Source organism: Actinomadura sp. KC06, assembly GCF_004348735.1.
In the GTDB taxonomy this organism is placed as follows: Bacteria; Actinomycetota; Actinomycetes; order Streptosporangiales; family Streptosporangiaceae; genus Spirillospora.
Window position 1 is genome coordinate 15,446 of record NZ_SMKT01000023.1, and the last position, 22,960, is coordinate 38,405.

At 71.1% G+C, this 22,960-nt stretch carries 18 protein-coding genes; 8 read left to right on the forward strand and 10 right to left on the reverse strand.

Features of this window, described 5'->3' with window-relative positions:
- Window positions 1–266 precede the first annotated feature (266 nt).
- Together E1287_RS10545 and E1287_RS10550 are read left to right on the forward strand one after the other, a co-directional pair.
- The gene (locus E1287_RS10545; protein WP_207934125.1) at window positions 267–812 is read left to right on the forward strand and encodes a sigma-70 family RNA polymerase sigma factor; all 546 of its coding nucleotides are present in this window, start codon (window positions 267–269) and stop codon (window positions 810–812) included.
- Window positions 809–1,633, forward strand: coding sequence for a maleylpyruvate isomerase family mycothiol-dependent enzyme (locus E1287_RS10550; protein WP_131964693.1), 825 nt, complete (start codon window positions 809–811; stop codon window positions 1,631–1,633). Before E1287_RS10545 ends, E1287_RS10550 begins: the two co-directional genes overlap by 4 nt.
- Here the strand turns inward: E1287_RS10550 and E1287_RS10555 are convergent.
- Window positions 1,613–2,113, reverse strand: coding sequence for a MarR family transcriptional regulator (locus E1287_RS10555; RefSeq protein ID WP_131964694.1), 501 nt, complete (start codon window positions 2,111–2,113; stop codon window positions 1,613–1,615). The genes E1287_RS10550 and E1287_RS10555 overlap by 21 nt on opposite strands.
- Window positions 2,114–2,200: 87 nt before the next feature.
- On the opposite strand from E1287_RS10555, the gene E1287_RS10560 reads away from it, so the two are divergent.
- The gene (locus E1287_RS10560) at window positions 2,201–3,598 is read left to right on the forward strand and encodes an MFS transporter (RefSeq protein ID WP_131964695.1); all 1,398 of its coding nucleotides are present in this window, start codon (window positions 2,201–2,203) and stop codon (window positions 3,596–3,598) included.
- 4 nt (window positions 3,599–3,602) lie between these two features.
- Here the strand turns inward: E1287_RS10560 and E1287_RS10565 are convergent, their stop codons facing one another.
- Both E1287_RS10565 and E1287_RS10570 read right to left on the reverse strand, forming a co-directional pair.
- Complete coding sequence (locus E1287_RS10565; RefSeq protein ID WP_131964696.1) at window positions 3,603–4,541, reverse strand: hypothetical protein; 939 nt, start codon at window positions 4,539–4,541, stop codon at window positions 3,603–3,605.
- Complete coding sequence (locus E1287_RS10570; protein ID WP_131964697.1) at window positions 4,538–7,375, reverse strand: serine/threonine-protein kinase; 2,838 nt, start codon at window positions 7,373–7,375, stop codon at window positions 4,538–4,540. The genes E1287_RS10565 and E1287_RS10570 overlap by 4 nt, the downstream gene beginning before the upstream one ends.
- A gap of 104 nt (window positions 7,376–7,479) precedes the next feature.
- Between E1287_RS10570 and E1287_RS10575 the strand changes: the two genes are divergently transcribed.
- Both E1287_RS10575 and E1287_RS10580 read left to right on the forward strand, forming a co-directional pair.
- Window positions 7,480–8,055, forward strand: coding sequence for a TetR family transcriptional regulator (locus E1287_RS10575; RefSeq protein ID WP_131964698.1), 576 nt, complete (start codon window positions 7,480–7,482; stop codon window positions 8,053–8,055).
- The gene (locus E1287_RS10580; protein WP_131964699.1) at window positions 8,052–9,581 is read left to right on the forward strand and encodes an MFS transporter; all 1,530 of its coding nucleotides are present in this window, start codon (window positions 8,052–8,054) and stop codon (window positions 9,579–9,581) included. The genes E1287_RS10575 and E1287_RS10580 overlap by 4 nt, the downstream gene beginning before the upstream one ends.
- On the opposite strand, the gene E1287_RS10585 is transcribed toward E1287_RS10580, so the two are convergent.
- From E1287_RS10585 to E1287_RS10610, 6 genes are all read right to left on the reverse strand, one after another.
- Window positions 9,565–9,999, reverse strand: a complete 435-nt coding sequence (locus tag E1287_RS10585; RefSeq protein WP_131964700.1) for a nuclear transport factor 2 family protein — start codon at window positions 9,997–9,999, stop codon at window positions 9,565–9,567. The two genes, E1287_RS10580 and E1287_RS10585, sit on opposite strands and share 17 nt — an antisense overlap.
- Window positions 9,996–10,856 carry a TIGR03619 family F420-dependent LLM class oxidoreductase gene (locus E1287_RS10590; protein ID WP_131964701.1) on the reverse strand — a complete coding sequence of 287 codons (861 nt, stop codon included), beginning with the start codon at window positions 10,854–10,856 and terminating at the stop codon, window positions 9,996–9,998. Before E1287_RS10590 ends, E1287_RS10585 begins: the two co-directional genes overlap by 4 nt.
- 127 nt (window positions 10,857–10,983) lie before the next feature.
- Window positions 10,984–13,989, reverse strand: a complete 3,006-nt coding sequence (locus E1287_RS46280) for a glycosyl hydrolase family 18 protein (protein ID WP_279504079.1) — start codon at window positions 13,987–13,989, stop codon at window positions 10,984–10,986.
- Window positions 13,990–14,256: 267 nt separating this feature from the next.
- Window positions 14,257–15,759 (reverse strand): sugar ABC transporter ATP-binding protein, encoded by a 1,503-nt coding sequence (locus E1287_RS10600; protein ID WP_131964702.1) that lies wholly within the window; start codon window positions 15,757–15,759, stop codon window positions 14,257–14,259.
- Window position 15,760: 1 nt separating this feature from the next.
- Entirely contained in the window at window positions 15,761–16,825 is a 1,065-nt protein-coding gene (locus tag E1287_RS10605) for a substrate-binding domain-containing protein (RefSeq protein ID WP_347813963.1), read from the reverse strand.
- 24 nt (window positions 16,826–16,849) lie between these two features.
- Complete coding sequence (locus tag E1287_RS10610; RefSeq protein WP_207934126.1) at window positions 16,850–17,917, reverse strand: ABC transporter permease; 1,068 nt, start codon at window positions 17,915–17,917, stop codon at window positions 16,850–16,852.
- Window positions 17,918–18,121: 204 nt separating this feature from the next.
- Between E1287_RS10610 and E1287_RS10615 the strand changes: the two genes are divergently transcribed.
- The gene (locus tag E1287_RS10615; RefSeq protein WP_131964704.1) at window positions 18,122–19,687 is read left to right on the forward strand and encodes an FAD-dependent oxidoreductase; all 1,566 of its coding nucleotides are present in this window, start codon (window positions 18,122–18,124) and stop codon (window positions 19,685–19,687) included.
- Here the strand turns inward: E1287_RS10615 and E1287_RS10620 are convergent.
- Window positions 19,632–20,765: an NAD(P)-dependent alcohol dehydrogenase gene (locus E1287_RS10620; protein ID WP_131964705.1), complete on the reverse strand. Its 1,134-nt coding sequence runs from the start codon at window positions 20,763–20,765 to the stop codon at window positions 19,632–19,634. The genes E1287_RS10615 and E1287_RS10620 overlap by 56 nt on opposite strands.
- 44 nt (window positions 20,766–20,809) lie before the next feature.
- On the opposite strand from E1287_RS10620, the gene E1287_RS10625 reads away from it, so the two are divergent.
- Window positions 20,810–21,673 carry an EI24 domain-containing protein gene (locus tag E1287_RS10625; protein ID WP_243718824.1) on the forward strand — a complete coding sequence of 288 codons (864 nt, stop codon included), beginning with the start codon at window positions 20,810–20,812 and terminating at the stop codon, window positions 21,671–21,673.
- Between the two features lie 75 nt (window positions 21,674–21,748).
- Window positions 21,749–22,912 (forward strand): hypothetical protein, encoded by a 1,164-nt coding sequence (locus E1287_RS10630; protein ID WP_131964706.1) that lies wholly within the window; start codon window positions 21,749–21,751, stop codon window positions 22,910–22,912.
- Window positions 22,913–22,960 lie beyond the last annotated feature (48 nt).

Below are 22,960 nucleotides of genomic sequence, written 5' to 3' on the forward strand. Positions count from 1 at the left end.
GCCACCCGGAGCGGCCGACCTCGCGAACCGCACGATAGTGGGTCGGACGCGACCGCCGATTGTGAGCCCGGTCACACTCTCTGCAGACATCCGCACACCCGGTGCCGTGCGAAACCATGACGACCAGCACCACGGGAGTCGCCCACATGGCACCGTTCTGCCGCCTTCCGTCCGGACGGCCGGACTCGGCCATCACCCATCCCCTCCCTGCCGGCGAACGAAGCACATTTCCGGCAACCATGTCGTCAGGGCAGGGAGAGGGTTCGATGGACGGGGACATCAGGCTCAGGCAGCGGCTGGCGGCGGGAGACGACGCGGCGCTGCAGGACACCTACGACCGCTGTTCGTCGATGGTGTACCGGCTGGCCTTACGGGTGACACGGAGCCGTGAGGCCGCCGAGGAGATAACGCAGGACGTGTTCGTCCACCTGTGGGAGCACCCTTACGCGTTCGACCCCGGCCGCGGGAGCCTGCGGACGTGGCTGGCGCTGCTCGCCCACCGGCGCGCGGTCGACTGGGTCCGCAGGGAGGAGCGCCGGCGGCGACTGCTGGACGCGGTCGGGAACCCCGAACCGGCCGCGCCCATCATCGACGTGATCATCGCCGACGAGACGGGGGCGCGGGTGCGGCACGCGGTGGCGGCCCTCCCGCTGCGCCTGCGCGAGGCGATCGAGCTCGCCTACTACCACGGACGGACCTACCGGCAGGCCGCCGCCGAGCTGGGGTTACCGGAGGGCACCGTCAAATCGCGGATCCGCACCGGGCTGCGCAGCATCGCCGACACCCTGGCCGAGGAAGGGAGCACCCCATGACCGAGCCTCCGCTGGACCTGCGCGGGCGCACGCTCCGAGCCGCACTGTCCCGCCGTCCGCCCGCGCGCCGGTCGCCCGGCTTCGCCCGGCCCTACGCCGCGACGGTCGCCATGCTCGACGCCCTGCTGGCCGATCTGCGCGAGGCGGAGTGGGCGGCGGTCGCGGCCGGCGACTGGGACGTGCGCGACCTGGTCGTGCACCTGTCCGCGTCCGACGGGCTGCTCGGCGAGGCGATCGAGGGGCGGGTGTCGTCCGCCGCCGACGTCTTGGACCGTACCCGCGAGGCGATCAGCCGCTGCCCTCCTCCGCGGGACGCGCGCCGGGCGTGGCGGCAGCGGGCCGACGCGCTGTGCGACGGCGTGGGCGAGGCGGACGCCGACCGCCGGGTCGAGGTGGGCGGCCAGCGGCTGCGGCTCACCGATCACTTCACGGGACGCGCCTTCGAGACCTGGATCCACGCCGACGACATCGCCCGGGGGACGGGCCGCACCCTGCTGCCGCCGCCCGCCGAGCACGTGCATCCGATCGCCGACCTGGGCGTCCGGAGCCTGCCCAAGGCGCTCGCGCTGACCGGCCGCGACCATCCCGACCGCATGCTGCGGCTGATCCTGGACGGTCCGGGCGGCGGGCGGTGGACGATCCCGCTGGGGAGGGCGGCCTCCGGTGGGGACCCGTGCGCGCAGCTTCGGATGGACGTCGTCGAGTTCTGCTTTCTGGCCGGAGGACGCCGCGACCCCGCGAGCGTCCAGGCGGAGACCAGCGGCGATCCGGCCGTCGCGCACGACGTGCTGGCGGCCGCCTCAGCCTTCTCCGGCCCGTAGCCCTTTCCACGGCGCTGCTCCCTCGGCCCGGGCGGGACGGTGCCGGTGCCGCCGCGTATCGACGTTGCCGGAGAGGGTCGTGAGGATGCCGGGCAGGTCGGCGGCCGTCTCGGCGGGAAGCCCCGCCACGGTCTCCTCCGCCAGCGCGCACCACAGCTCCTTGACCTGCTCGGTCAGTGCCCGGCCGCGGTCGGTGAGCTCGACGACGCTGGCGCGCTTGTCGGACGGCGCCGGCGCGCGCCGCACATGACCCGTGGCTTCGAGCTTGCGGGTCATGAGCGTGACGCTCGGCGGCTCGCAGCCGAGCGCCTCGCTGAGCTGGGCCTGGATCATCGGGCCCGACCGGTCGAGTTCGAGCAGGAGCGCCTCCTGCCCGGGATGCAGGCCGAGCGGGGCCAGCAGCGCCGCGGCCCTGGCCCGGTGCCGCAGGCTCAGGATGCGGATGGCCTGGTTGAGGGCGTCGGCGTACGCGAAGTCCACGGCGTCTCCTCATCCTCTCCTTGACGCGATAGTTATCCGCATAACATTATGCGGATAACTAATTCTATCGGATGTCGAGGAGCCCGCATGACCGTGAAGGTCACAGCGACCCGCCGAGCCCGGCCTGACGCCGGGCGCGCCTGGATGATCATGGCGCTGGCCTGCGCCGCCCAGTTCATGGTGATCCTGGACGCGTCCATCGTGAACGTCGCCCTGCCCGCGATCGGCGGGGATCTCGGGTTCACCGCCACCGGCCTCGCCTGGGTGGTGAACGGCTACCTGCTCACGTTCGGCGGCTTCATGCTGCTGGGCGGCCGGGCCGCCGACCTGTTCGGACCCCGCCGGATGCTGGTCGCCGGTCTCTTCCTGTTCGCCACCGCAAGCCTGGCCGCCGGTCTGGCCGCCGTCCCGGAGGTCCTGGTGGCGGCGCGCGTCGTGCAGGGCGTCGGCGCCGCGATGCTGGCCCCGGCGACGCTGGTGGTGATCAACACCTGCTTCACCGAGGAGCACGCGCGTGCCAGGGCGTTCGGGGCCTGGTCCGCCGCGGGCGGCGTGGGCGGGATGGCGGGCGCGGTCGCGGGCGGCGCCATCACGACCGGCCTGTCCTGGCGGTGGGTCTTCCTGATCAACGTGCCGATCGGCGCGGTCCTGATCGTCCTGGCCCTGGCGGCGCTCGCGTCCGCGCGGACCGGACGCCGCGAACCGCTCGACCTCACCGGCGCGGTCACCGGGACGGCGGGCCTGGCCGCGCTGATCTACGGGGTCATGCGGACCGCCGACCACGGCTGGACGTCCGCGCCGGTCGCCGGGCCGGCCGTCGCGGGCCTGCTCCTGCTCGCCGCCTTCATCGCCGTGGAGGCGCGCTTCGCCGCCCGCCCGATGATGCCCCTGCGGCTGTTCAGGATCCGGGGCGCGGCCGTCGGCAGCGGCATGCTGTTCCTGTTCGGAGGGATCGTCATCGCGATGTGGTACTTCACGTCGCTCTTCCTGCAGAACGTGCTCGGATACAGCGCGCTCGAAGCCGGGCTTGGGCAAACACCTGCGGCGGTGGTGTTCGTGGTGGTCGCGCGATGGGCGTCCGCTGTGCTGCCGCGAACCGGTGTGCGCTCACTGGTGCTGGTCGGCTCCGGCTTCTTCCTGGCCGGTTTCGGGTGGCTCGCCCGGGCGGACGAGGGCAGCGGCTACGTCACCGGCGTGCTCGGGCCCACGCTGCTCGTCGCGGTCGGCATCGGGTCGACCTTCCCCACCCTCATGGCCGCGGCGACCGCCGGCGTGCCCGAGGGCGACGCGGGGATCATCGGCGGCCTGGCCCAGACCACTAGCCAGGTGGGTGCGTCGGTGGGCCTGGCGGTGCTCGCGACGGCCGCCGGAGCGAAGGCTGCGGCGGACACCGACGCTTCCGGCTACAGCCTGGTCTTCCTCATCGCGGCCGGACTCGGCATCGCCATCGCAGCGACCGCCTTGCTGCTGCCCCGGCGCGCATGAGGTCTCACGTCGCCTCGGCCTCGGCCTCGGGCCGGATGACGGATGCGGACCAACGGTCCCAGTCCATCTGCGGGCGCACCCGCCGGGCGTGCGCGAGCGCCTCGTCGACCGCCTTGCAGACGTCGGCGTCCCGCACCGTCGTGCCCGCAAGCTCGCCGACCTTGCCCAGCAGGGCCGGAAGGAGCACCGGCCGGTGCTCCAGGGGCGCGGCGCCCGTGCAGGAGAGCAGCGTCGCCGGGTGGTCCAGGCTGCGGCGCAGCGCGGCCGTGTGCTCCTCGTTGCCGCCGTCCCGGCAGGTCAGGACGATCAGGAAGGCGCGCAAGCCGCGTCCGTCCGGGTGGCGGAGGGCGCCGAGGTCGATGCCGCCGACGAGCGTCCGGGACACGCCGCGCCCATTCGCGACGCTGCAATGGTCGTCGAGGACGACCACATGCGCGGAGCGCAGGTCGTCCAGCCTGCGCTGCAGGCTGTCGTCCACGCACAGCCGGACGTAGAGGCCGGGGTAGTCGCCGGCGACCGCCTCAAGCCGCCTGGCGATCCCGTTGGACCGCCGCCGGGTGATCAGCACGGCCCCGAGCTTGGGCTGCGGTTCGAGCTCGAACCTGGCCGCGGAGGGGAGGGGAGCCGCCGCCCGCAGCGCCTCCCGTGTGGCGCTCTCGGTGAACGCGACCATGCGGTGGACGGTCGACCCGTCCGGCCGGATCTCGCATTCGATGAGGAGCTCGGCGTCCGCCATGCGGTCCGGCGGGGGCGGCTCGGCGGGGGACAGCAGGTGATCGGCGGCGGCGGTGACGGCCCCGAGGACGAGCGTGCACGCGGCGACCACCGCCCACGCGATCCCGCTCGCGTTGTTCTCGGTCGCGACGTTGACCGCGACCCCGGCGGCCGACGTGGCGGTCGCGACCGTGAGGCCGCTGACGAGGGGACGGGTGCGATGCCTCATCGGCGGCGCCCCTGCGCCTGCGCTTGCGAGAGGCCGTCGTGGGCCCGGGCGAGAACCGCGTCCGCGTCGCCCGCGCCGTCGCCGTCCGTCAGGACTTGCTGGAAATGCTCCTGGGCCGCTGCCGCATCCCCCTCGGCGAGCTGCAGGAATCCCAGATTGGTGCGGGCCTGCAAGGTCGCGGGATGCGCGGTGCCGAATGCCTTGGTCCGCCGGTCGACGACGTCCCGCAGCAGCTTCGCGCCTTCCCGGCGGTCTCCGGTGTCGTGCAGGACGGCGGCGAGGCTGGCCTGGATCGTCAAGGTCTGCGGGTGGTGCCGTCCGAGCACGCGCCTGGCGTCCTTGAGCGTGCCCTGGAGCAGTTCCACCGCCTCGGCGGTGTGCCCGAGGTCGCGACGGACGGCGGCCAGATTGGCCCGCGCCCGCAACGCCGCCGGGGACCGGTCGCCGCCCTCGTCCACCGCGTCGCGCAGCGCGATGGAGGCATGCCTCTCGGCCTCGTCCAGGCGACCCGCGTCGTGCAGGGCCACGGACAGGTTGCTCCGCACCGGGACGGTCCGCGCACCGGAATCGGTAAGCGCCTCGGACGCCGCCAGGGCCTCTTCCAACTGCTCGACGGCGTCCGGAAAGCCCGCCTCATGCCGGACGGCGGCCAGGCTGGCCTCGAGCCTGCGCTTAACGACCAGGTCGGTGGTCTCCTCCTCCCGGCTCCCGGCCCGCAGAGATTCGCTGAGCAGCCGCTCGGCTTCCGAGTGCCGCCCGAGTCCTTGCAGCGCCACCGCCAGGTTCCCGTAAACCTCGGCTGGGACTGCCCATCCGGTCCGGATCGAGTTCGTCAGGACGGTCTCCGCCTTGGCGTACCGGCCCCGCGCGATGAGATCACGTGCCCGTCCGACGTCGTCGCCCGGTGGCGCGAGCGCTCGCCGCAACCGCAGCCACCGCACCGCTCGGCGCACCACGACGAAAGCCGCAACGGACACCGCCGCCGCCCCGACCACGAGCCCGGCGACCACTCCCGCGACCTCGACATGCGCCGCCTCCGGCTGGACGACCAGGAGCAGCACCGAGGCGGCGACCAGCAGCGCGGCAGGCACCGTGAGCCCTCGCGGCCAGGGCACAATCCGACCCATCCTTGCGTGAGCGGTGCCTGGAAACGGCGGGGCGGCGCCGTCCGACATTGCGGGCCGCGCATCCAGGTCCGCTGGTGCGGCGTGCAGCTTCCTGTCGAGCGAGGGCCCTATGAGCAGAATCCTCATCAGGTCGGCGGTCGAGGGACGGCGGGACGGATCTTTGGCCAGGCAGGAAGCCAGCACGTCGCGCAGCCGACCAGGGGCGAGGCCCGCCAGGTCCGGCTCGTCATGCAGGGTGCTCTGGAGGACGGCCTCCGTCGTCCCCGTCCCGCCGAACAGGCGGCGTCCGGTGGCGGCGAACACCATCGTCACCGCCCAGGCGAAGACGTCCGCGGCCGGACTCTGCACGCCCCCTCGGAACAGTTCGGGGGCCATGTAGCCGAGGGTGCCGAAGAGGGTGCCGGGCTCCTCGTCCGCCGGAGAGATGCCGTAGTCGACCACGCGGGGGCCGTCCCGCCCCAGGATCACGTTCCCGGGCTTGAGGTTGCGGTGGATTACCCCGGCCCGGTGCAGCGCCGTGAGCGCGGTGGCCGTCCCGGCGGCGAGCCGTTCGAGCTGACCGCCCGACAGCGGCCCGCGGCGCTCGACGTAGTCCTGGAGGGAGAGGCCGTCGACGAACTCGTTGACGAGGTACGTCCGTCCCTCGAACACGCCGGTGTCGAGCACCCGCGCGAGGCCGGAGCCTTGCACGTTCCGGGCGTCGGGGTGGAGCCGCCAGTCGGTGTCGCGTCGCGACAGCCGCAAGGCGACGTCGCGGTCATCGCGGTCGCGCGCCTTGTAGACGACTCCCGTTCCGCCCTGGCCCAGACGGCCGACGAGCGTGTAAGGGCCGATCTCGGTCGCGTCCTCCGCCGCCAGCGGAGCGACGGTGGCACGCGGTGTGGGGAAGGGCGGACTCAAGGTAGAAGAGCTGATCGCTTCGTACAGCATCGACAGCGCGTCACCGGCGCTCGGCCGCTGAGCGGGATCGCGTTCGAGTAGTTCCTCCAGGACGCGCGCCAGCGGCCCGGCATTGCGAGGCGGAGGCACAGGCTCCGTCATCACGGCGGCAAGCGTGCCCATCACGCTCTGCCGCTCAAAGGGCGAACGTCCCTCGACCGCCATGTAAAGCGTTGCGCCCAGCGACCACAGGTCGGAGGCCGGGCCCGCCCATGCACCCTGCATCACCTCGGGCGGGAGGAAACCCGGCGAGCCGACGAGCAGCCCAGGCTGTGCGGTCATCTGGGTGCGTTCGATCTGCCCGATCCCGAAGTCGGTCAGCACGGCCCGGCCCATATCGCTGAGCAGGACGTTGCCGGGCTTGATGTCGCGATGCGTGACCCCGGCCTCATGAGCGTGCTGCAGCGCTTCGAGCAACTGGCGCCCGAACTCGGCCACCTGCGAGGGCGGCAGCGGCCCGCGCTCGCTCAGGACGTCCTGTAGCGAACGTCCTTCGATCAACTGCGAGACGATCCAGGTCCGGCCGGACTCCGCAAGGACGTCGTGGACGATGGCGATCCCGGGGTGGCTCAGCTGCCACGAGGCCTGCGCCTCCCGGCGCAGGACGTGCCGCTCGATGTCGCTGAACCCCGACGGGTCCGCGACCTCCTTGATCGCGACGTCGCGTCCGAGCACGACGTCGTGCGCGCGCCACACCGTGCCCGTCCCGCCGCGTCCGAGGAGCTCGTCGAGCCGGTAGCGGTCGGCGAGCAGACGCCCCTGGTTCATAGAGGCATCGTCCCTCGCGGCCGGGGCCGTCGCTATGCCCTCGTCCAGATCGGCAGTTGATGTACAATCGTACATGTACATCCGTACATTAAGAGACGGGGAGAATGCCGGAGAAGAGCGCAGCGCCGGGGCGGCCGCGGAGCCGGCGCGATCCCGAGGGGCGGCGGCGGGCGATCGTCGAGGCCGCGGCCGAGCTGATCACCGAGGTGGGCACGGGCGGGCTGACGCACCGGCTGGTCGCGGGGCGGGCGGGGGTGCCGCTGGGGTCCACCACGCAGTACTTCGCGACCCTGGACGATCTTCGTGAGGCGGCGCTGCAGCACCTCGCGGACGAGATCGACGAGGCGCTCGCGGTCGTCCGCGAGGCCATGCGGGACGTGCGCACGGCGCCCGCCGCACTCGCGTCCGCGCTCCACGAGTACTTGCGGGACGTGCGTCTCGTCCATGCGGACAACGCGCTGGCCTGGGCCGCGATGCAGGACCCCCAGCTGCGTTCGCTGTCGCTGCGCTGGTTCGACGAGCTGGTCGCCATCCTGTCCGCGTACATCGGCGCCGCGCGGGCGACGGCGGTGGCGGTGTTCGCGGACGGCGCCACCCTGCACGCCGCGCTCCACGAGGAGCCCCTCGACCTGCCGCTCCTGACCGACGCCATCACGGCCCTGTTCACGGAGAAGCGATGAGCGTCGCGATGCACAAGCCCGAGGCCGCCTCGGCGCGGAGGCGCTGGGCGTCGGTCGTCGTCCTGTCGGCGAGCCTGCTGGTCATCACGATGGACCTGACGGTCCTCAACATCGCCATTCCCGACATGTCGGCGGACCTGCAACCGACGTCGAACCAGCTGCTCTGGATCGTGGACGCGTACTCGCTCGTCCTCGCGGGCCTGCTGGTGTCGGCGAGCGCGATCGGCGACCGGTGGGGGCGCAAGCGGCTGCTGCTGGCCGGCTACGCCGTCTTCGGCGGCGCGTCCGCGCTCGTGCTGCTCGCCGGGTCGGCGGAGGCGGTGATCGCGCTGCGCGCCGTCCTCGGCGTCGGCGGCGCGATGATCATGCCGACCACGCTGTCCATGATCCGCACCGTGTTCACCGACCCGGCCGAGCGCGCGACGGCGCTCGGGATCTGGGCCGCGGTGTCGGGGATCGGCGCGGCGGTCGGCCCGGTCGTCGGCGGGCTCCTCCTGGAGTACTTCTCCTGGCACGCCGCGTTCCTCGTGAACGTGCCGCTCATGGTGGCCGCGCTGATCGCCGGCGCGCTCATCCTGCCCGAGTCGCGCAGCCTGCGCCCCGGCCGCTGGGACGGGATCGGCGCCGCGCTGTCGCTGGTCGGCATGGTCCTGCTCGTGTGGTCGCTCAAGCGCTTCGCGAAGGAGGAGAGCCTCGCCGTCCTGTCCGGCTGGGCCGCGCTGATCGCCGCGATCGCGACGCTGACCTGGTTCGTCCTGCGCAGCCTGCGCCGCCGGGACCCGCTCCTGGAGATGCGCCTGTTCACCAGCCGCCGCTTCACGGCGGGCGTCGTCGCGGCGCTCGGCTCGACGTTCGCGCTGGCCGCCGCGCTGCTGCTGCTCGCCCAGTGGATGCAGCTCGTCGAAGGGTACGGCCCGATCGAGACCGGCGTCCGGCTGCTCCCGGTCGCCGCGACCGCCACTCTCGCGTCACTGCTCGCGCCGTGGCTGGCCCAGAGGACGGGCGCCAGAAGCGTGCTCGCCGGCGGACTGGCCATCGCAGGCGCCGGAATGCTCGTGCTGTTCTTCGTCCCAGGCGATCTCGCCTACACGCACGTCCTGGTCGCCCTCAGCCTGGTCGGGGCCGGGATCGGGTCGCTCGCCATCGGCTCCGCGATGATCATGTCGGGCAGCCCGGGGGACAAGGCCGGGAACGCCGCGGCGATCGAGGAGACCAGCTACGACCTGGGCAACGTCCTCGGCGTGGCCGTCCTCGGCAGCGTCGCGGGCCTCCTCTATCGCACCGGCCTGGACGGCGACCTCGGCGCGCTCGGATCCCCGGCCGCCGGGGCGGCGCGCGAGTCCCTCGGCTCCGCGGTCGCGATCGCCGACCGGCAGGGCCTGCCCGACCTCGCGGCCAGGGCGGGCGCCGCGTTCACCGACTCCATGCAGACGACGTCGCTGCTCGGCGGCCTCATGATGATCGCCGTCGCGGCGGCCGTCTTCGCGATCGTCCCGAAGGGCACCGACATCACCGAGCAGAAGTGAGCGTGGCCAAGGCGCGCTCCGGCTCCCAGTGGGCGCGCAGGGACGTGATGAGCCCGTCCTCGTCCACCGTGTAGACGAGGACGCAGTCGATCGTCATCGTGGCGCCGTCGTCCGTCGTCGTGGTGATCGTCGCGACGTTGGCGCAGCAGGGGCCGTTGGCGAAGGAGTCGGCGACGGCGAAGTCGAAGCTCGCGATGGTGGAGATGAACCCGTCCCAGAACGCCTCGATGCCCTCGCGCCCCCGATGCCCCTGCCCGTCGGGATCGAGAAACGACGGCCCGACCGGGTCCTCGATCAGGGCGTCCGGCCCGAAAAGCCGCAGCCATTCGTCCTTGCGCCCCGCCATGACAGCGCCCATGGAGGCCCGCGCCGCCCGCCGCGCCGGATGCTCCTCGTCTATAACGTGTTCTCGTTTCATGCCCGGCCGATGACCTTCTCCGCGTACCGCTCCAGGTGCTCGATCTTCGTATGCAGAGGCTCCCGGTCAGGCCCCTTTTCGTAGGGCATCCGGAAACCGACGATGACATCCGTGACGCCCTTGTCCTCCAGCCGCTTGACCCCGTCGGCCGAGTAGGCGTCCGGCGAGATCACGTGGACCTCGAACGGTTCTCGACTCTTTCCCTCGGCCTCACGAAGCCGGTTCAGCCTGGTCAGCAACTGGTCCAGGTCGCCGCCCCCCGCGTGCATCCACCCGTCTCCCCGCACCACCGCGCGCCGCAGCGCCGCCTCGCTGTGCCCGCCGACCAGGATCGGGAACGGCCTCGCCGGCGTCATCTTGATCGCCGGAATGTCGAAGAACTCGCCGTGGAACTCGAAGTACTCCCCGCCGCTCAGCCCCCGCACGACGTCGATGGCCTCGTCCATCCGCCGCCCGCGCCGCTCCCACGGCACGCCCATGACCTCGAAGTCCTCCCGCCACGGGCTGATCCCCACCCCGAGCCCGAGCCGCCCCCCGGTCAGGCAGGCCGTCGACGTCGCCTGCTTGGCGACCAGCACCGGCGGACGGACGGGCAGCTTCAGCACGAACGGCGTGAACCGGATCGTGCTGGTCACCGCCCCCATCGCCGCGATCAGCGTGAACGTCTCGATGAACGGCTTGTCCTCAAGGAACTCCCTGCTCCCGTCCGCGGTGTAGGGATACACCGAGTCCGATTCCCGGGGATAGACGAGCGAGTCAGCGACCGACATGCTCGTGTACCCCGCCGCCTCCGCGGCCCTGGCCAGCGGCAGATAGAAAGACGGATCCGTCATGGCCTCGGCATAGGTGAACCTCATCCCCGAATACTAGAACCTGTTCCACTATCCCACCAGGGATCGTCCTGACCCATGCCCCGGACCCACAAAAGGGGCAGGGCGTGCGGTGGGGGCGCACGCCCTGCCTTGGGGTGGGATTCTTGTCAGGTCAGCGGCGGAGGCCGCCTACTGAGGTTGACCTTGGGCTGTCCTGGGTCAGGACGTAGGACTTGCCTCCGAAGGTGAGGACGAAGTTGGACGGTGTGGCTATCGGTAGCTGGTAGCTCAGGGCGATGGTGGCCGAGCCGCCGTTCGGGATGCTCGTGTAGCTCGGCACTGTGAGGGTGGCTTTCTGGAAGTCGCCCTTCAGGCCGCCGACGTTGTTGCCGGTGTGGCCTGCCTGGACGGAGAGCGTCCAGCCCGTCTGCTGGGTCATCGACGCCGGCGCGGACGTGCCGTAGTCGAACTTGAAGGTCGCGCCGCCCGGGATGGTCTGGCCCGAGTTGTTGGTGATGCGCATCTTCGGGGTGATGGGGTAGTTGGCGTCGCCCACCGGGAAGTTGACCAGGTCGACCTTCACGTCGAGGACGTCGGTGGGCATCGTCGTGCTGGACTTGAGGTTCCCGTACGGGGCGGCGTTCTTGAGGCCGTCGTGGATCACGTTGATCAACGTCTTGCCCATGAAGTACTCGCCCTTGCCGTCATTGCGGGCCGGGTCCCAGGCGTAGTCGCCGGACAGTTCCCAGATCATGATGCCGCCGATGCCCTTGTCGGCCACGTACTTGGCCTTGGCCGCGAGCGACTCCTCGTCCTCGGTGGACAGGAAGACCTTCTCGGTGGCGTTCCACAGCCACGGCGTCTTCATGGTGCTGTTGTAGTTGCGGGTGTAGGTGCCGACGAGACGGTCGTCGGGGTCGTTGGCGGGGTCGAGCCCGTAGTCGCCGATGTAGGTGCCCTGGAGTCCCTTTTCGAGGTTCTTGGCATGCCACATCGGGTTGCTGCCCGACGCCATTTCCTTGCCGTTCTCGAGATCGTGCCAGATGTTGTCGATGCCGATTCCGCCGTCGCCGCACGGCGTCGTGGAGCCGACATCGCCTGCGGTGCCCTTGGGGCACTGCTTCTGGTCGGGCAAGGCGGACTTGCCCCACAACCCGTTCGTGCCGCCCTGGACGTTCTTCCAGCCGCGGGTGTAGAAGGGCACGCCGATGTTGATACGGCCCGCCTGCATCGAGCCTCGGAAGTAGTGGTAGGCCCAGTCGGTGTTCAGGTACCCCATTCCGTAGGCGTTGTAGACGCCGCCCTCCTGCTGCTCGTTGTCCTTGCCGTCGTCGTACAGGGCGGCGTTGGGGCCGACGAAGTGGTTCCAGGTCCCGTGCAGGTCGTAGGACATGATGTTGGCGTAGTCCAGGTACGGGACGACTTGGTAGCTGTCGTGCCCGCGCAGGATCCAGCCGGACGCCGAGACGGCGGCGGTCAGCAGGTAGTGCTTGCCGTCGGCCGCGCCCGCCGCGTCCAGCTTCTCGCGCAGCGTCTTCATGAGGGCCACATATCCGGCCATCAGCTTGGCGCGCCGCGGGTTGGAGAAGGTGAAGTCGTCCGGGTGCCCGGCGTACTGCATCGAGGTGGCGTACTCGTAGTCGATGTCCGCGCCGTTGAATCCGTACTTGCGCAGGAACTCGACGACGGAGTCGGCGAACGTGTTGATCTTCGCCTGGGTGTCGGTCATCGTGTAGAACCCGCCGGAGGCGACGCGGTTGCCGTTGTCGTCGATGTAGCCGCCGGATTCCGCCCAGCCGCCGATCGAGATCAGCGTCTTCACGTTCGGGTGCTGCTTCTTGTACTTGTTCAGCAGGTTGAAGTGGCCCTTGTACGGCAGGCTCGGGTCCATTTCCGCGCCCGGAACCTCAGGCCATTCCATCCCGATCGCCGGGTTGGTGGGCTTGTCGCCGCCGACCGAGACCTTGTTCTGCTCGTCGACGTGCGCGAAGGCGTAGTTGAGGTGGGTGACCTTGTCCCACGGGATGTCGTTGGCGAGGTAGCGGGGCTTCTTGTCCTTGCCCGTCCGCCAGCTGGTGAAGTAGCCGATGGCGCGGCGCGGGTGGCCGTCGCCCATCTTCTCGCGGCCGTCCTGGTCATAGACCTCGCAGTACGCGGGGGTGACGCCCGGCGTCTGGTAGAGGCCGTCGGGGCGGCAGCCTCCGGTGCCGGCACCGACGGTGGCGGTCACCTCGTTGCTCAGCTCGGAGAACTGGCCGATGGAGTCCTTGGCGCGCACGGCGAAGCGGTAGCTTCCCGGGCGGAGGCCGGAGACGGAGGCGGTGGTGCCGGTGACCGACTGGGCGACCGACCCGTTCTGCAGCACGTCGTAGCCGGCCACGCCGTTGTCGTCGGTGGCGGCGTTCCAGGCGAGCTTGACGGTGTCGCCCTCGGTCGAGGAGACGCGCAGCTCGGCGGGCTTGGACGGCGGCGCGTCCTCCCCCGAGCCGGGGGTGGTGACGGTGACCGGGGCGCCGACCTCGGAGAGCTGGTCGGAGGTGTCGCGGGCGCGGACGGTGAAGGTGTAGCGGGTGTTGGCCGTCAGGCCGCTGACGGTGGCGGTGGTGCCGGTGGCGGTGGCCGCGACGGCGCTGCCGTTCAGCACGTCGTAGTTCTTGACGCCCTGGTCGTCGGACGCGGCGTCCCACGCCAGGGAGACCGAGGTGGGAGTGACCTCGGTGGTGCGCAGGTTGGCGGGAGCGCTCGGCGGGGCGTCGGAGGGGCCGCCGTCGCAGGGCTGGCCGTCGAGCTTGCAGTTCTCCGGGCCGCTCAGCGTTCCGGTGAAGGACACCAGGAAGCCGAAGGAGGCGGTGCCGCCCGGGCTGATCGTGCCGTTGTAGTTGCGGTTGGTGAACGTGTGGTGGGTGCCCGAACTGGTGAGGGAGGCGTCCCAGTACGAGCCCATCCGGACGTTGGAGCCGAGGTCGAACTCCAGCTTCCAGCCCGACGTGGCGCCGGTGCCGCTGTTGGTGATCGTGCAGGTGTACTGGGCGCCGCCGCCCCATTCCTGGACGGTGCGGCAGGCGGCGGTCGGGCCCGCCGCGTGGGCGGGCGTGGTGATGGCCACGGAGAGGCCGAACATCAGGAGCAGCGCGGTGACTCCGGCGAAGATCCTCCGGAGGGGGGGTCTGGTGCGCACGGCTATCTCAGTTCCCTTCAATAATTAGGAAACTATACTAATTGTGAGGAACATAACCGCACTTCAAGCGGCATGCAAGGACCAAATTTCAAGGGTGACATTCAGTGGAAACCGGTCCAGCATGCGGACCAGACCAGTGCGGGCGACGCTCCGGAACCGGCGTGCGGAGCCGAATCGGGCGGCTCGCGACGTGGCCGTTCAGCGGCCCATCAGCGCATAGAAACGGCCGCCGCGGTCGTGTCCGCGGCGGCCGTGAGGGCGCTTCGACTATCCGTGGTCGCCGGTGTTGGAGACCCGGACGATCGTGTGCTGGTCGAGGTCGGAGCCGGAAAGGCGGGCGGCGACCTCGCCGCGGTAGAAGACCAGGACGCTGTGGCACAGTTCGGCCAGCTCTTCCAGGTCGGTCGAGGCGAGCAGGACCACGGCCCCGTCGGCGGCGGCCTTGCGGATCAGGTCGTGGATCTCGGCCTTGGCGCCGACGTCCACGCCCCGGGTCGGGTCGTCGAGCAGCAGGACCGCGGGTGACGCGTCCAGCCATTTCGCCATGACGACCTTCTGCTGGTTGCCGCCGGAGAGCAGGCCGACACGCTGGTCCACGTCCCGGCACCGGATGCGCATCCGGTCCACGTGGCTGCGGGCCCGGCCGCGCAGCGCGGACTTGCGGACGACCAGGCCGTCGCGGCTCAGGCCGATGGAGCGGACCTGGCCGATGTTCTGCCAGACCGGCTGGTCGAGCATCAGCCCGCGGCCGCGCCGGTCGCCCGAGACCACCGCGACGCCCGCGCCGATCGCGCGGCGCAGGCCGCGGGGGACCGGGCGGTCGCCGGGCAGCCGGACGGTCCCGCGGGACGGCCGCCGGAGCCCCGCGACCAGTTCCAGGACGGCGAGGTGCCCCGCCCCGGCCAGCCCCGTCACGCCGACGATCTCGCCCGCCTGCACGCGGAGGTCGACGTCGGTCATCACGTCGTCCACCGACACCTTGTCGAGCCGCAGTTCGCGGCCGTTCCCGGCCTGCGGCGGGACGGGCGGCGGCGCCGCCTCCCGCTCGGGCCGGGGGCCGAGCATCGCCGAGACGATGTCGTCGATGCGCAGGTCGGCGCGGTCGGCGCCGCTGAGCACCGTGTCGCCGTCCCGCAGCACCGTGATCGTGTCGCAGAGCTGCATGACCTCTTCGAGGATGTGCGACACGAAGACGACGCCGACCTGCCGCTCCCGCATCACCTCCAGGATGCCGAGGAGGCGGTCCGAGCCGTCCCGGTCCAGGGCCGAGGTGGGCTCGTCCAGGATGAGGACGCGCGGCTCGGTCAGCAGCGCGCGGGCGATCTCGACCAGCTGGCGCTGCCCGAGGGACAGCTCGCGGACGAGGGTGCGCAGGTCGACGTCCAGACCGAGCCTGGTGAGGATCGGCCGGGCGGCGTCGGCCATCGCGCGGCGGTTCAGGAACGGGCCCCGCTTGGGCTCGCGGAGCGGGAAGAGGTTGGCGAGGATGTCGAGGTCCGGAAAGAGGTTCAGTTCCTGCGACACGACCGCGACGCCGTGGCGGACCGCGTCCGCCGTGCTGTGGAAGGCGACGGGCCGGCCGTCCATGGTGAGGGTGCCCGAGTCGGGACGGATCGTCCCGGCGAGCACCTTCACCATGGTCGACTTCCCGGCCCCGTTCTCGCCCAGAAGAGCATGCACCGACCCCGGCTCGACGTTCATCGCGCCGTCGGCGAGCGCGGTGACGCCGCCGTAGGTCTTGGTGATGTTCTGCGCGCGGAGCACCGTCATGTCAGTTGGCCTGGTTCAGCGGCTTGAGGTACTGGCCGGGGTTGCCGACCTGCTTCTCGGCGAGGGCCTTGAAGTAGGCGTTGCGGCTCTGCTCGTTGGCCTGGCGCTTCATGACCTCGTCGATGTTGCCGGAGTTGACGACGAGGGTGCCGGGGTTCCACCAGCCCTCGGGCAGCTTCTTGCCCTCGCGCTTGCTCTGGATCAGCAGCGCGATCGACACGTAGCCCTTCAGCCAGTGCTCGGGCGAGGACAGGGCGAACAGGGACCCGTCCTTGACGGCCTTCAACGCGGCCGGGTCGAGGTCGCAGGAGCCGGCGAGGAACTTGCGCCCGGTCTGCTTCTGGATGAGCGGCAGCGAGACGCCGTCCTGGGCGCCGACCCCGAGGTAGGCGATCGCCTTCGGGTTCGCCTTGACGATCGAGTTCCAGGCGTTGTAATTGTCCGTCGGCTCGGACTTGGAGTCGAACGGGCCCTTGATCGTCAGCTCGGGACGTTCCTTCTTGATGACGGCGGTGAGACCCTCGACGCGCTGTTCGAGCAGCCGCAGGCCGGGAATCGCGAGGCCGATGACGACCTCGCCCTTGGTGCCCGCCGGGACGTTCTTGACGAACTCCTCGCCGAGCGCGCGCCCGACCTCGGTGTTGCTGTTGCCGACGAACAGGTTCGTCTTCGTTCCGGGCGGCGCGGCGGCGTCCACGGCGACGGTCTGGATGTCGCTGTCGGCGGCCTGGACGAGGGGGCGGTTGAACAGGTCGGGGGCGAGGGCCTGCAGGGCGATGCCGTCGGGCGAGCTGCGGATCGCGGAGCGGAACAGCTGGACCTGGACCGGCCCGTTCACGCCGGTCGGCGCGGACGCGTTGAGCGTCACATTGCCGTCCGCGTTAGCGGCCGCTTTCGCTCCGTAAGCCATTTCCTGGAACGGGTTCTGCGTAGTGGTCGCGTAAATGAATCCAAGCTTAAGCTTTCCTGACTTCTTCTCCCCCGAGCCGCCCGACCCGGAACCGCATCCGGCCAGGGCGACCGTGCCTATCAGCACTGTGGCCAGGGTCAAAGACCTGATCTTCACTTGTTCTCCTTGGGGTGCGGGGTGTCATAGACCGAGCTTGGCGTCTTCGCGCCGCCTGCGGCGGCGTACCAGGCTGTCCAGCGCGACGGCGGCGAGAATGACTCCGCCGGTCGCGAACGCGCTCCAGTTGGCGGGAATGTTGAAGTACTGCAGACCACTGGTGACCACACTGAGGAGCACGGCGCCGAGGCAGGCGCCGATGACGGTGGCGCTGCCGCCGCGCAGGGGCGTTCCGCCGATGATGGCGGCGGCGATCGCCTGGAGTTCGAACCCGGTGCCGATGTTGGGGTCGCCGGAGGTGAAGAACGCCAGGCCGAGCACGCCCGAGAGCCCGGCGAGCAGGCCGATCAGGACGAGGGCCTGCATGCGGACCTTCGCGATGGAGATGCCGGAGAACGTCGCCGCGTCCGGGTTGGACCCGATGGAGCGCACCCGGTAGCCGAACGGGGTGAACCGCAGCACCAGGGTGAGCGCGATGGCGACCACGATCAGGACCCACACGCTCGTCGGGACCCCGAGCGTCTTGCCGCCCAGCAGGGTGAAGAAGGAGCTCTCCAGCGGCAGGCCGGTGACCTGCTTGCCGTCGCTCAAAGCGAGCGTCAGGCCGCGGAAGACCGACAGCGTGGCGAGGGTGGCCACGATCGCCGGGATGCCCACGAACTGCACGATCAGTGCGTTGATGAGACCGAGAAAGCCGCCGAGCACGATGCCGAGGACCGCGGCCGGCCACGCCGGCAGCCCCTCGTTCATCATCAGGCCGGTCGCGATCACGGTCAGCCCGAAGGTCGACCCGACCGACAGGTCGATCTCGCGCATCGACAGCAGATACGCCATGCCACAGGCGAGGAGCCCCACGTAGACGGCCGACTGGAGGGTGTCCAGCAGCTGGCCGACGCGCAGGAACTCCGGATGCAGGATGCTGATGAACGCGACCAGGCCCAGGGTCGCGACCAGAACGCTCGTGGCCTCCCCGCGCCCGGCCCGTACGGCGAGCGAGGGAAGCTTCGTCTGGGTCAGCGCTGCGGCCTGGCCCCAGCTCCCAGGCGCCGGATCGACCTTTTCGCCGGTATCGGACTGCCGGTGGGCGGTCACTGGCGGCTCCCTTCTTCCTCCCCGATGGACGGTCCGGAAAGTCCACCGCCTTCTTCGCCGGTGCTCTTGGCTCTGGCGGAACAGTCCTTGTCTTTGGCGGCATGGCCTGCGATTTCCGGAATCCTACACAAATCCCCCCGAAGTACGCTCCGTTCTCGTCAGTACCGTGCGTTTCGCCCCGCATTCGACCCTGGAGGCCCTTGGATGAGCGGTGAAAGTCGGCGCCGGGCCGAGGTGATCGTGGTCGGTGCCGGATCCGCGGGGTCGGTCGTCGCGCGGCGGCTGGCGGACGCGGGACGGGACGTGCTGGTCGTCGAGGCGGGCCCGCACCGGGACGAGCCCGCGGTGGACGATCCGTCCCGCATGCACGAACTCTGGGATTCGCCTCTCGACTGGGCTTTCCGCACCGTTCCGCAGGATGGGGCGCAGGACCGGAGGCTGCATCTGCCGCGCGGACGCGTCGTCGGCGGCTCGCATGCGCTGAACGCCATGATCTGGGTGCGCGGCAACCCCTCCGACTACGACCATTGGGCCTCCCTCGGCAATAAGGGCTGGTCATGGCGGGACGTCCGGCCCGTCTTCGCGCGGATCGACGGGCTCGGCGCCGAGGCGCCCGGAACCCTCGACGTCCTCACCGGATACGAGCCCGACCCGGTGCAGCGTTCGATCGTGGCGGCGGCGCGGGAGGCCGGGCTGCTGTTCAATCCGGACTACAACGGCGTCCGGCAGGACGGCGTGTCCTTCATGCAGTTCACCATTCGCGACAAGCGGCGCCTCACGACGGCGCGCGCGTATTTGACGCCCGTTTTGGGGCGCGGCGTCACAATTGTCCCGAATGCAAGCGTCCGGCGGCTGCTCATGGAAGGGCGGCGGTGCGTGGGCGTCGAATGGGAGCGCGGCGGGGTCGCGGAACGCGCCCATGCCGACGAAGTGGTGGTGTGCGCCGGTGCCATCGGGTCGCCCGTCCTGCTCATGCGGTCCGGGATCGGGGACGCGGACGCGCTCGGCGACACCGTCGCCCACGTGCCCGGCGTCGGCCGCAACCTGCAGGACCACTGGCTCGTGCCGGTGATCGCCTCCATCGGCCGGACGCCCGCCTTCTCACCCGGCCTCCCCTTCACGCAGAGCCATCTGTTCTGGCGGAGCCGTCCGGACCTGCCGGTGCCCGACCTGCAGCCCATCCATTTCGGCGTGCCGCTCTACGAATCGTGGATGGACGGGCCGCCGGACGGCGTCTCCCTCATGGCGGGGCTGGTGCGCCCGGCGTCCCGCGGCGAGATCCGCCTCGCCGCCGACCCGTGGGACGCGCCGCTGATCGACCCGCGCGTGCTGTCGGACGACGCCGACCTGGAGGCGCTCGCCGCCGCCGTCCGGCTGTGCCAGGAGATCGTGGACGCGCCCGAGCTGCGCGGCGCCTGGGGAGCGCGGGAGCTGTACCCCGGCCCCCTCGCGGAGACCACAGACGGCCTGCACTCCTATATCCGCAGGTCGGTCGTCACGTATCACCACCAGGCGGGCACCTGCGCGATGGGCGTGGACGATCACGCGGTCGTCGACCCGGAGCTGCGCGTCCACGGCGTCGAGGGCCTGCGGGTCGCGGACGCGTCGGTCATGCCCGCGGTCCCGACCGGCAACACCAACGCCCCCGCGATCATGATCGCGGAAAAAGCCGCCGACCTCCTCACACCGTCCTCCAGCCCCCACCCACCACCATTCAACGGACGAGCTCCGCTCGACGCCCCGGGCACGGCATCCGCAGGATCGGCTTGACGACCTCCCCGGCGTAGGAACGATCCAGAGCCGTCTGGACGTCGGCGAAGTCGAAGTACTCCACGAGCCGGTCGAACGGGAACCGGCCCTGCGCGTACAGGCTCATGACGGCGGTGATCAGCTCCTGGCTGCGCCCGCCGCCGCCCAGCACCCCGACGATCCGCTTGCCCCACAGGGTGGACAGATGGTCGAGCGCGAACTCCGCGTCCGCCGGGGCGCCGCCGATGAGGAGGCAGGTGCCCAGCATGCCGACCGAGTCGGCGGCCTGCCGGACGACGTCGAGCACCCCGGTGCATTCGAGCGCGTAGTCGGCGGGCCCACCGCACAGGTCGTGGACGGCGCCGACGACGTCGTCCTTCCCGGCGTCGATCGTGTCGGTCGCCCCGAGTTCCCGCGCGAGGTCCAGCCGGGACGCGTGCCGGTCGACGGCGATGATCCGGGTGGCGGCCGAGTTCCGCGCGGCCATGATCGCGGCCAGCCCGACCGTCCCCACCCCGAAGATCACGAGCTGCGCGCCCGCCTGCGGCCGGACGGTGTTGAACACCGCGCCCGCGCCGGTGGACACCCCGCAGGCCAGCGGCCCCATCAGCTCAAGGGGCAGGTCCCGGGGCACGGGCACCAGCGCGGCGGCGGTGGTCAGCGAATGCGTCGCGAACGACGACTGGCCGAAGAAATGGCTGGACACGGGGTCGCCGTTGAGACGGCGCAGGGCCGTCCCGCCGCCGCCGAGTCTGCCGCCGCCGCACAGCGCCTCCGCGAGCCGCAGGCAGTACCTGGGCTCACCGGCCCGGCAGTTGCGACACGTCCCGCACGACGGCCAGCCGATGACGACCGGGTCGCCCTCCGCGAAGCCGGTGACGCCGGGGCCGACCGCCGCGACGGTGCCCGCGCCCTCGTGGCCGAGCACGCCGGGCAGCGGGAACGGCAGGTCGCCGTGCCGGGCCAGCCCGTCGGTATGGCAGATGCCGGTGGCGGTCAGCCGGACGAGGACCTCGCCGGGGCCGGGGTCGTCCAGCTCCAGCTCCGTGAGGGTGAACGGGCCGTCCCGCTCTTCGACGAGCGCCGCTGTGATCTGCAAGGCGACTCCTCCGGTCTGCCTGTGGGCCTATAGGGTCTGGGGGCGTGAGCCAACCGTACGTCCCCCCGCATTCACCGCCACCGGCCCGGCCCGCCGGACGGCCGTCCGGTGCCAAGGACCTGTTCAACGGCGTCGGTTACCTGCTGCGCGGCATCGCGTGGATGGCGCGGCATCCGGCTCAGTGGCTGTTCGGGCTGATCCCGGCGCTGATCGTGCTCGCCGTGTACGTGACGGCCCTGGTCTTCCTGGCGTTCCAGATCGACGACCTCGCCGGATGGGTGACGGGATTCGCCGACGACTGGTCGGACGCGGCGCGGACGTCGGCCCGGGTCGTCGCCGGGATCGCGATCTACGGGGCGTCGCTGTTCCTCGCCGTGCTCACCTTCACCGCCGTGACGCTGCTGGTCGGGGACCCGTTCTACGAGGCCATCGCCGTCCGCGTCGAGGAGTCGCAGGGCGGCGCGCCGCCGGAGCCGGACGTCCCGCTGCTCGTCCAGATCGGACGGGCGATCAAGGACGCGGTCCTGCTCGGCGCCATCGCGCTGACGTTCGCCGTCGTGTTCTTCGTGTGCGGATTCCTGCCCGTGCTGGGGCAGACTGTCGTGCCCGTGGTCGCGGCGCTGGTGTCCGGCTACTTCCTCGCGGGCGAGCTGACGTCGGTCGCGCTGGAGCGGCGCGGGATCCGGCGCACCGAGCGGTTCGCGCGGCTGAAGACGAACCGCCCGCTGGTGATCGGGTTCGGCGTCGCGACGTTCCTGGTCTTCATCGTCCCGCTGGGCGCCGTGCTGGCGATGCCGGGCGCGGTCGCGGGCGCGACGCTGCTGGCCAGGGAGCGCCTCGCCGACGGGCCGCCGCCGAAGGAAGCGCTGGTCACACCGGGTGACGGCGGTTCGTCCTGGAACGGCTGAGGCGTTGGGAAGATGTGTCCTGAGCGTGATTCCCGGCCGGGACCGCGCCGCTGATCTTCGCGTAACGTGTCCCGCATGTCCGATCAGGGGGAGCGCGGCGTGCGCTGGACCGACATGAGCGAGAGCGAGCCCGGCCCGGTGGGCCGCACCGAGTTCTCGGACGACCCTCCCCAGGCGCACGACGTCTGGGGCAAGGTCGAGGAGCGGCCCGAGGAGGCGTGGGCCGAGGACGGCGAGGACGTCAAGGTCGCGCCTGTCCGGGAGGACGACCCGCCCCACTGGGAAGGGTCGATCTTCGACGAGGGCGACGGCGAGGGCGCCGGCGACGAGCGGTACACGCCGGCCGTCCCCACGGGTATGGGCGAGCCGGCCAAGCCCGGCAAGCCGAGCAGCGGCAACTGGCAGATGCCCGACTGGATGGCGGACGAGGCCGCGGCCGACGCCAAGCTCGGTGCGTCGGAGCGGCCGCGGCGCGACGTCCTGGACGACGACGGAGGCCGGTCCCGCATCGTGCTGTTCGGCGGCGTGGGTCTGCTGGTGGTCGCGCTGGTCGCGGCCGGAGCCGTCTACCTCATGAGGGGCGGCGACGACGCGCCCGCGGAGTCGGACTCGGGCGCCAACGCGGGCCGGACGGCGACCGCGGAGCAGTCGGAGGCGGCGCAGGTCGAGCTGCCGCCGGACAAGCGGCTCAAGGCGTTCCCCGGCAGCCCGAGCAGGACGCTGGGACGGGTCGCGGACGCCCACTCGGGCCTGTCTTACCCCCGGCTGGCCGCGCCGTGGAAGGTTCCCACGAAGCAGAACAAGCTGGGCACCCCGGGGTGGTCCGGGCAGCAGATCCTGGTGACGGAGAAGAACGGCGGGCAGCTCTGGTACGGCCAGCTCCTCACGGGCACGCTGCTGCCGAGCCTCCAGGGCGCCTACCAGGGCCCGGATAGCATCAAGAACGTCGCCGGTCTCGTCGCGAAGGGGTTCGAGGCGCAGTACTACGGCTTCCCGCACAGGTCGGCGCCGCTGGCGTCGCAGCCGCTGAACGTGGACGGACGCCAGGGCTGGATGATCGCGTCGTACCTCACCTACAAGCGGGACGGGGTGCGGGCGACCGGCGAGATCTACGCCACGGCGGTGATCGACACCGGACGGAAGGCGCCCGCCGTGGTGTTCGCGTCCATGCCGAACACGCACAAGAAGATGTATCCGGACGTCAACGCGTTCTTCACCGGGTTGAAGCTCGCCTCCTGAGGACGATCGCGTCCTGACAGTCGAATGACGTTCTAATAGGCTTTCCCC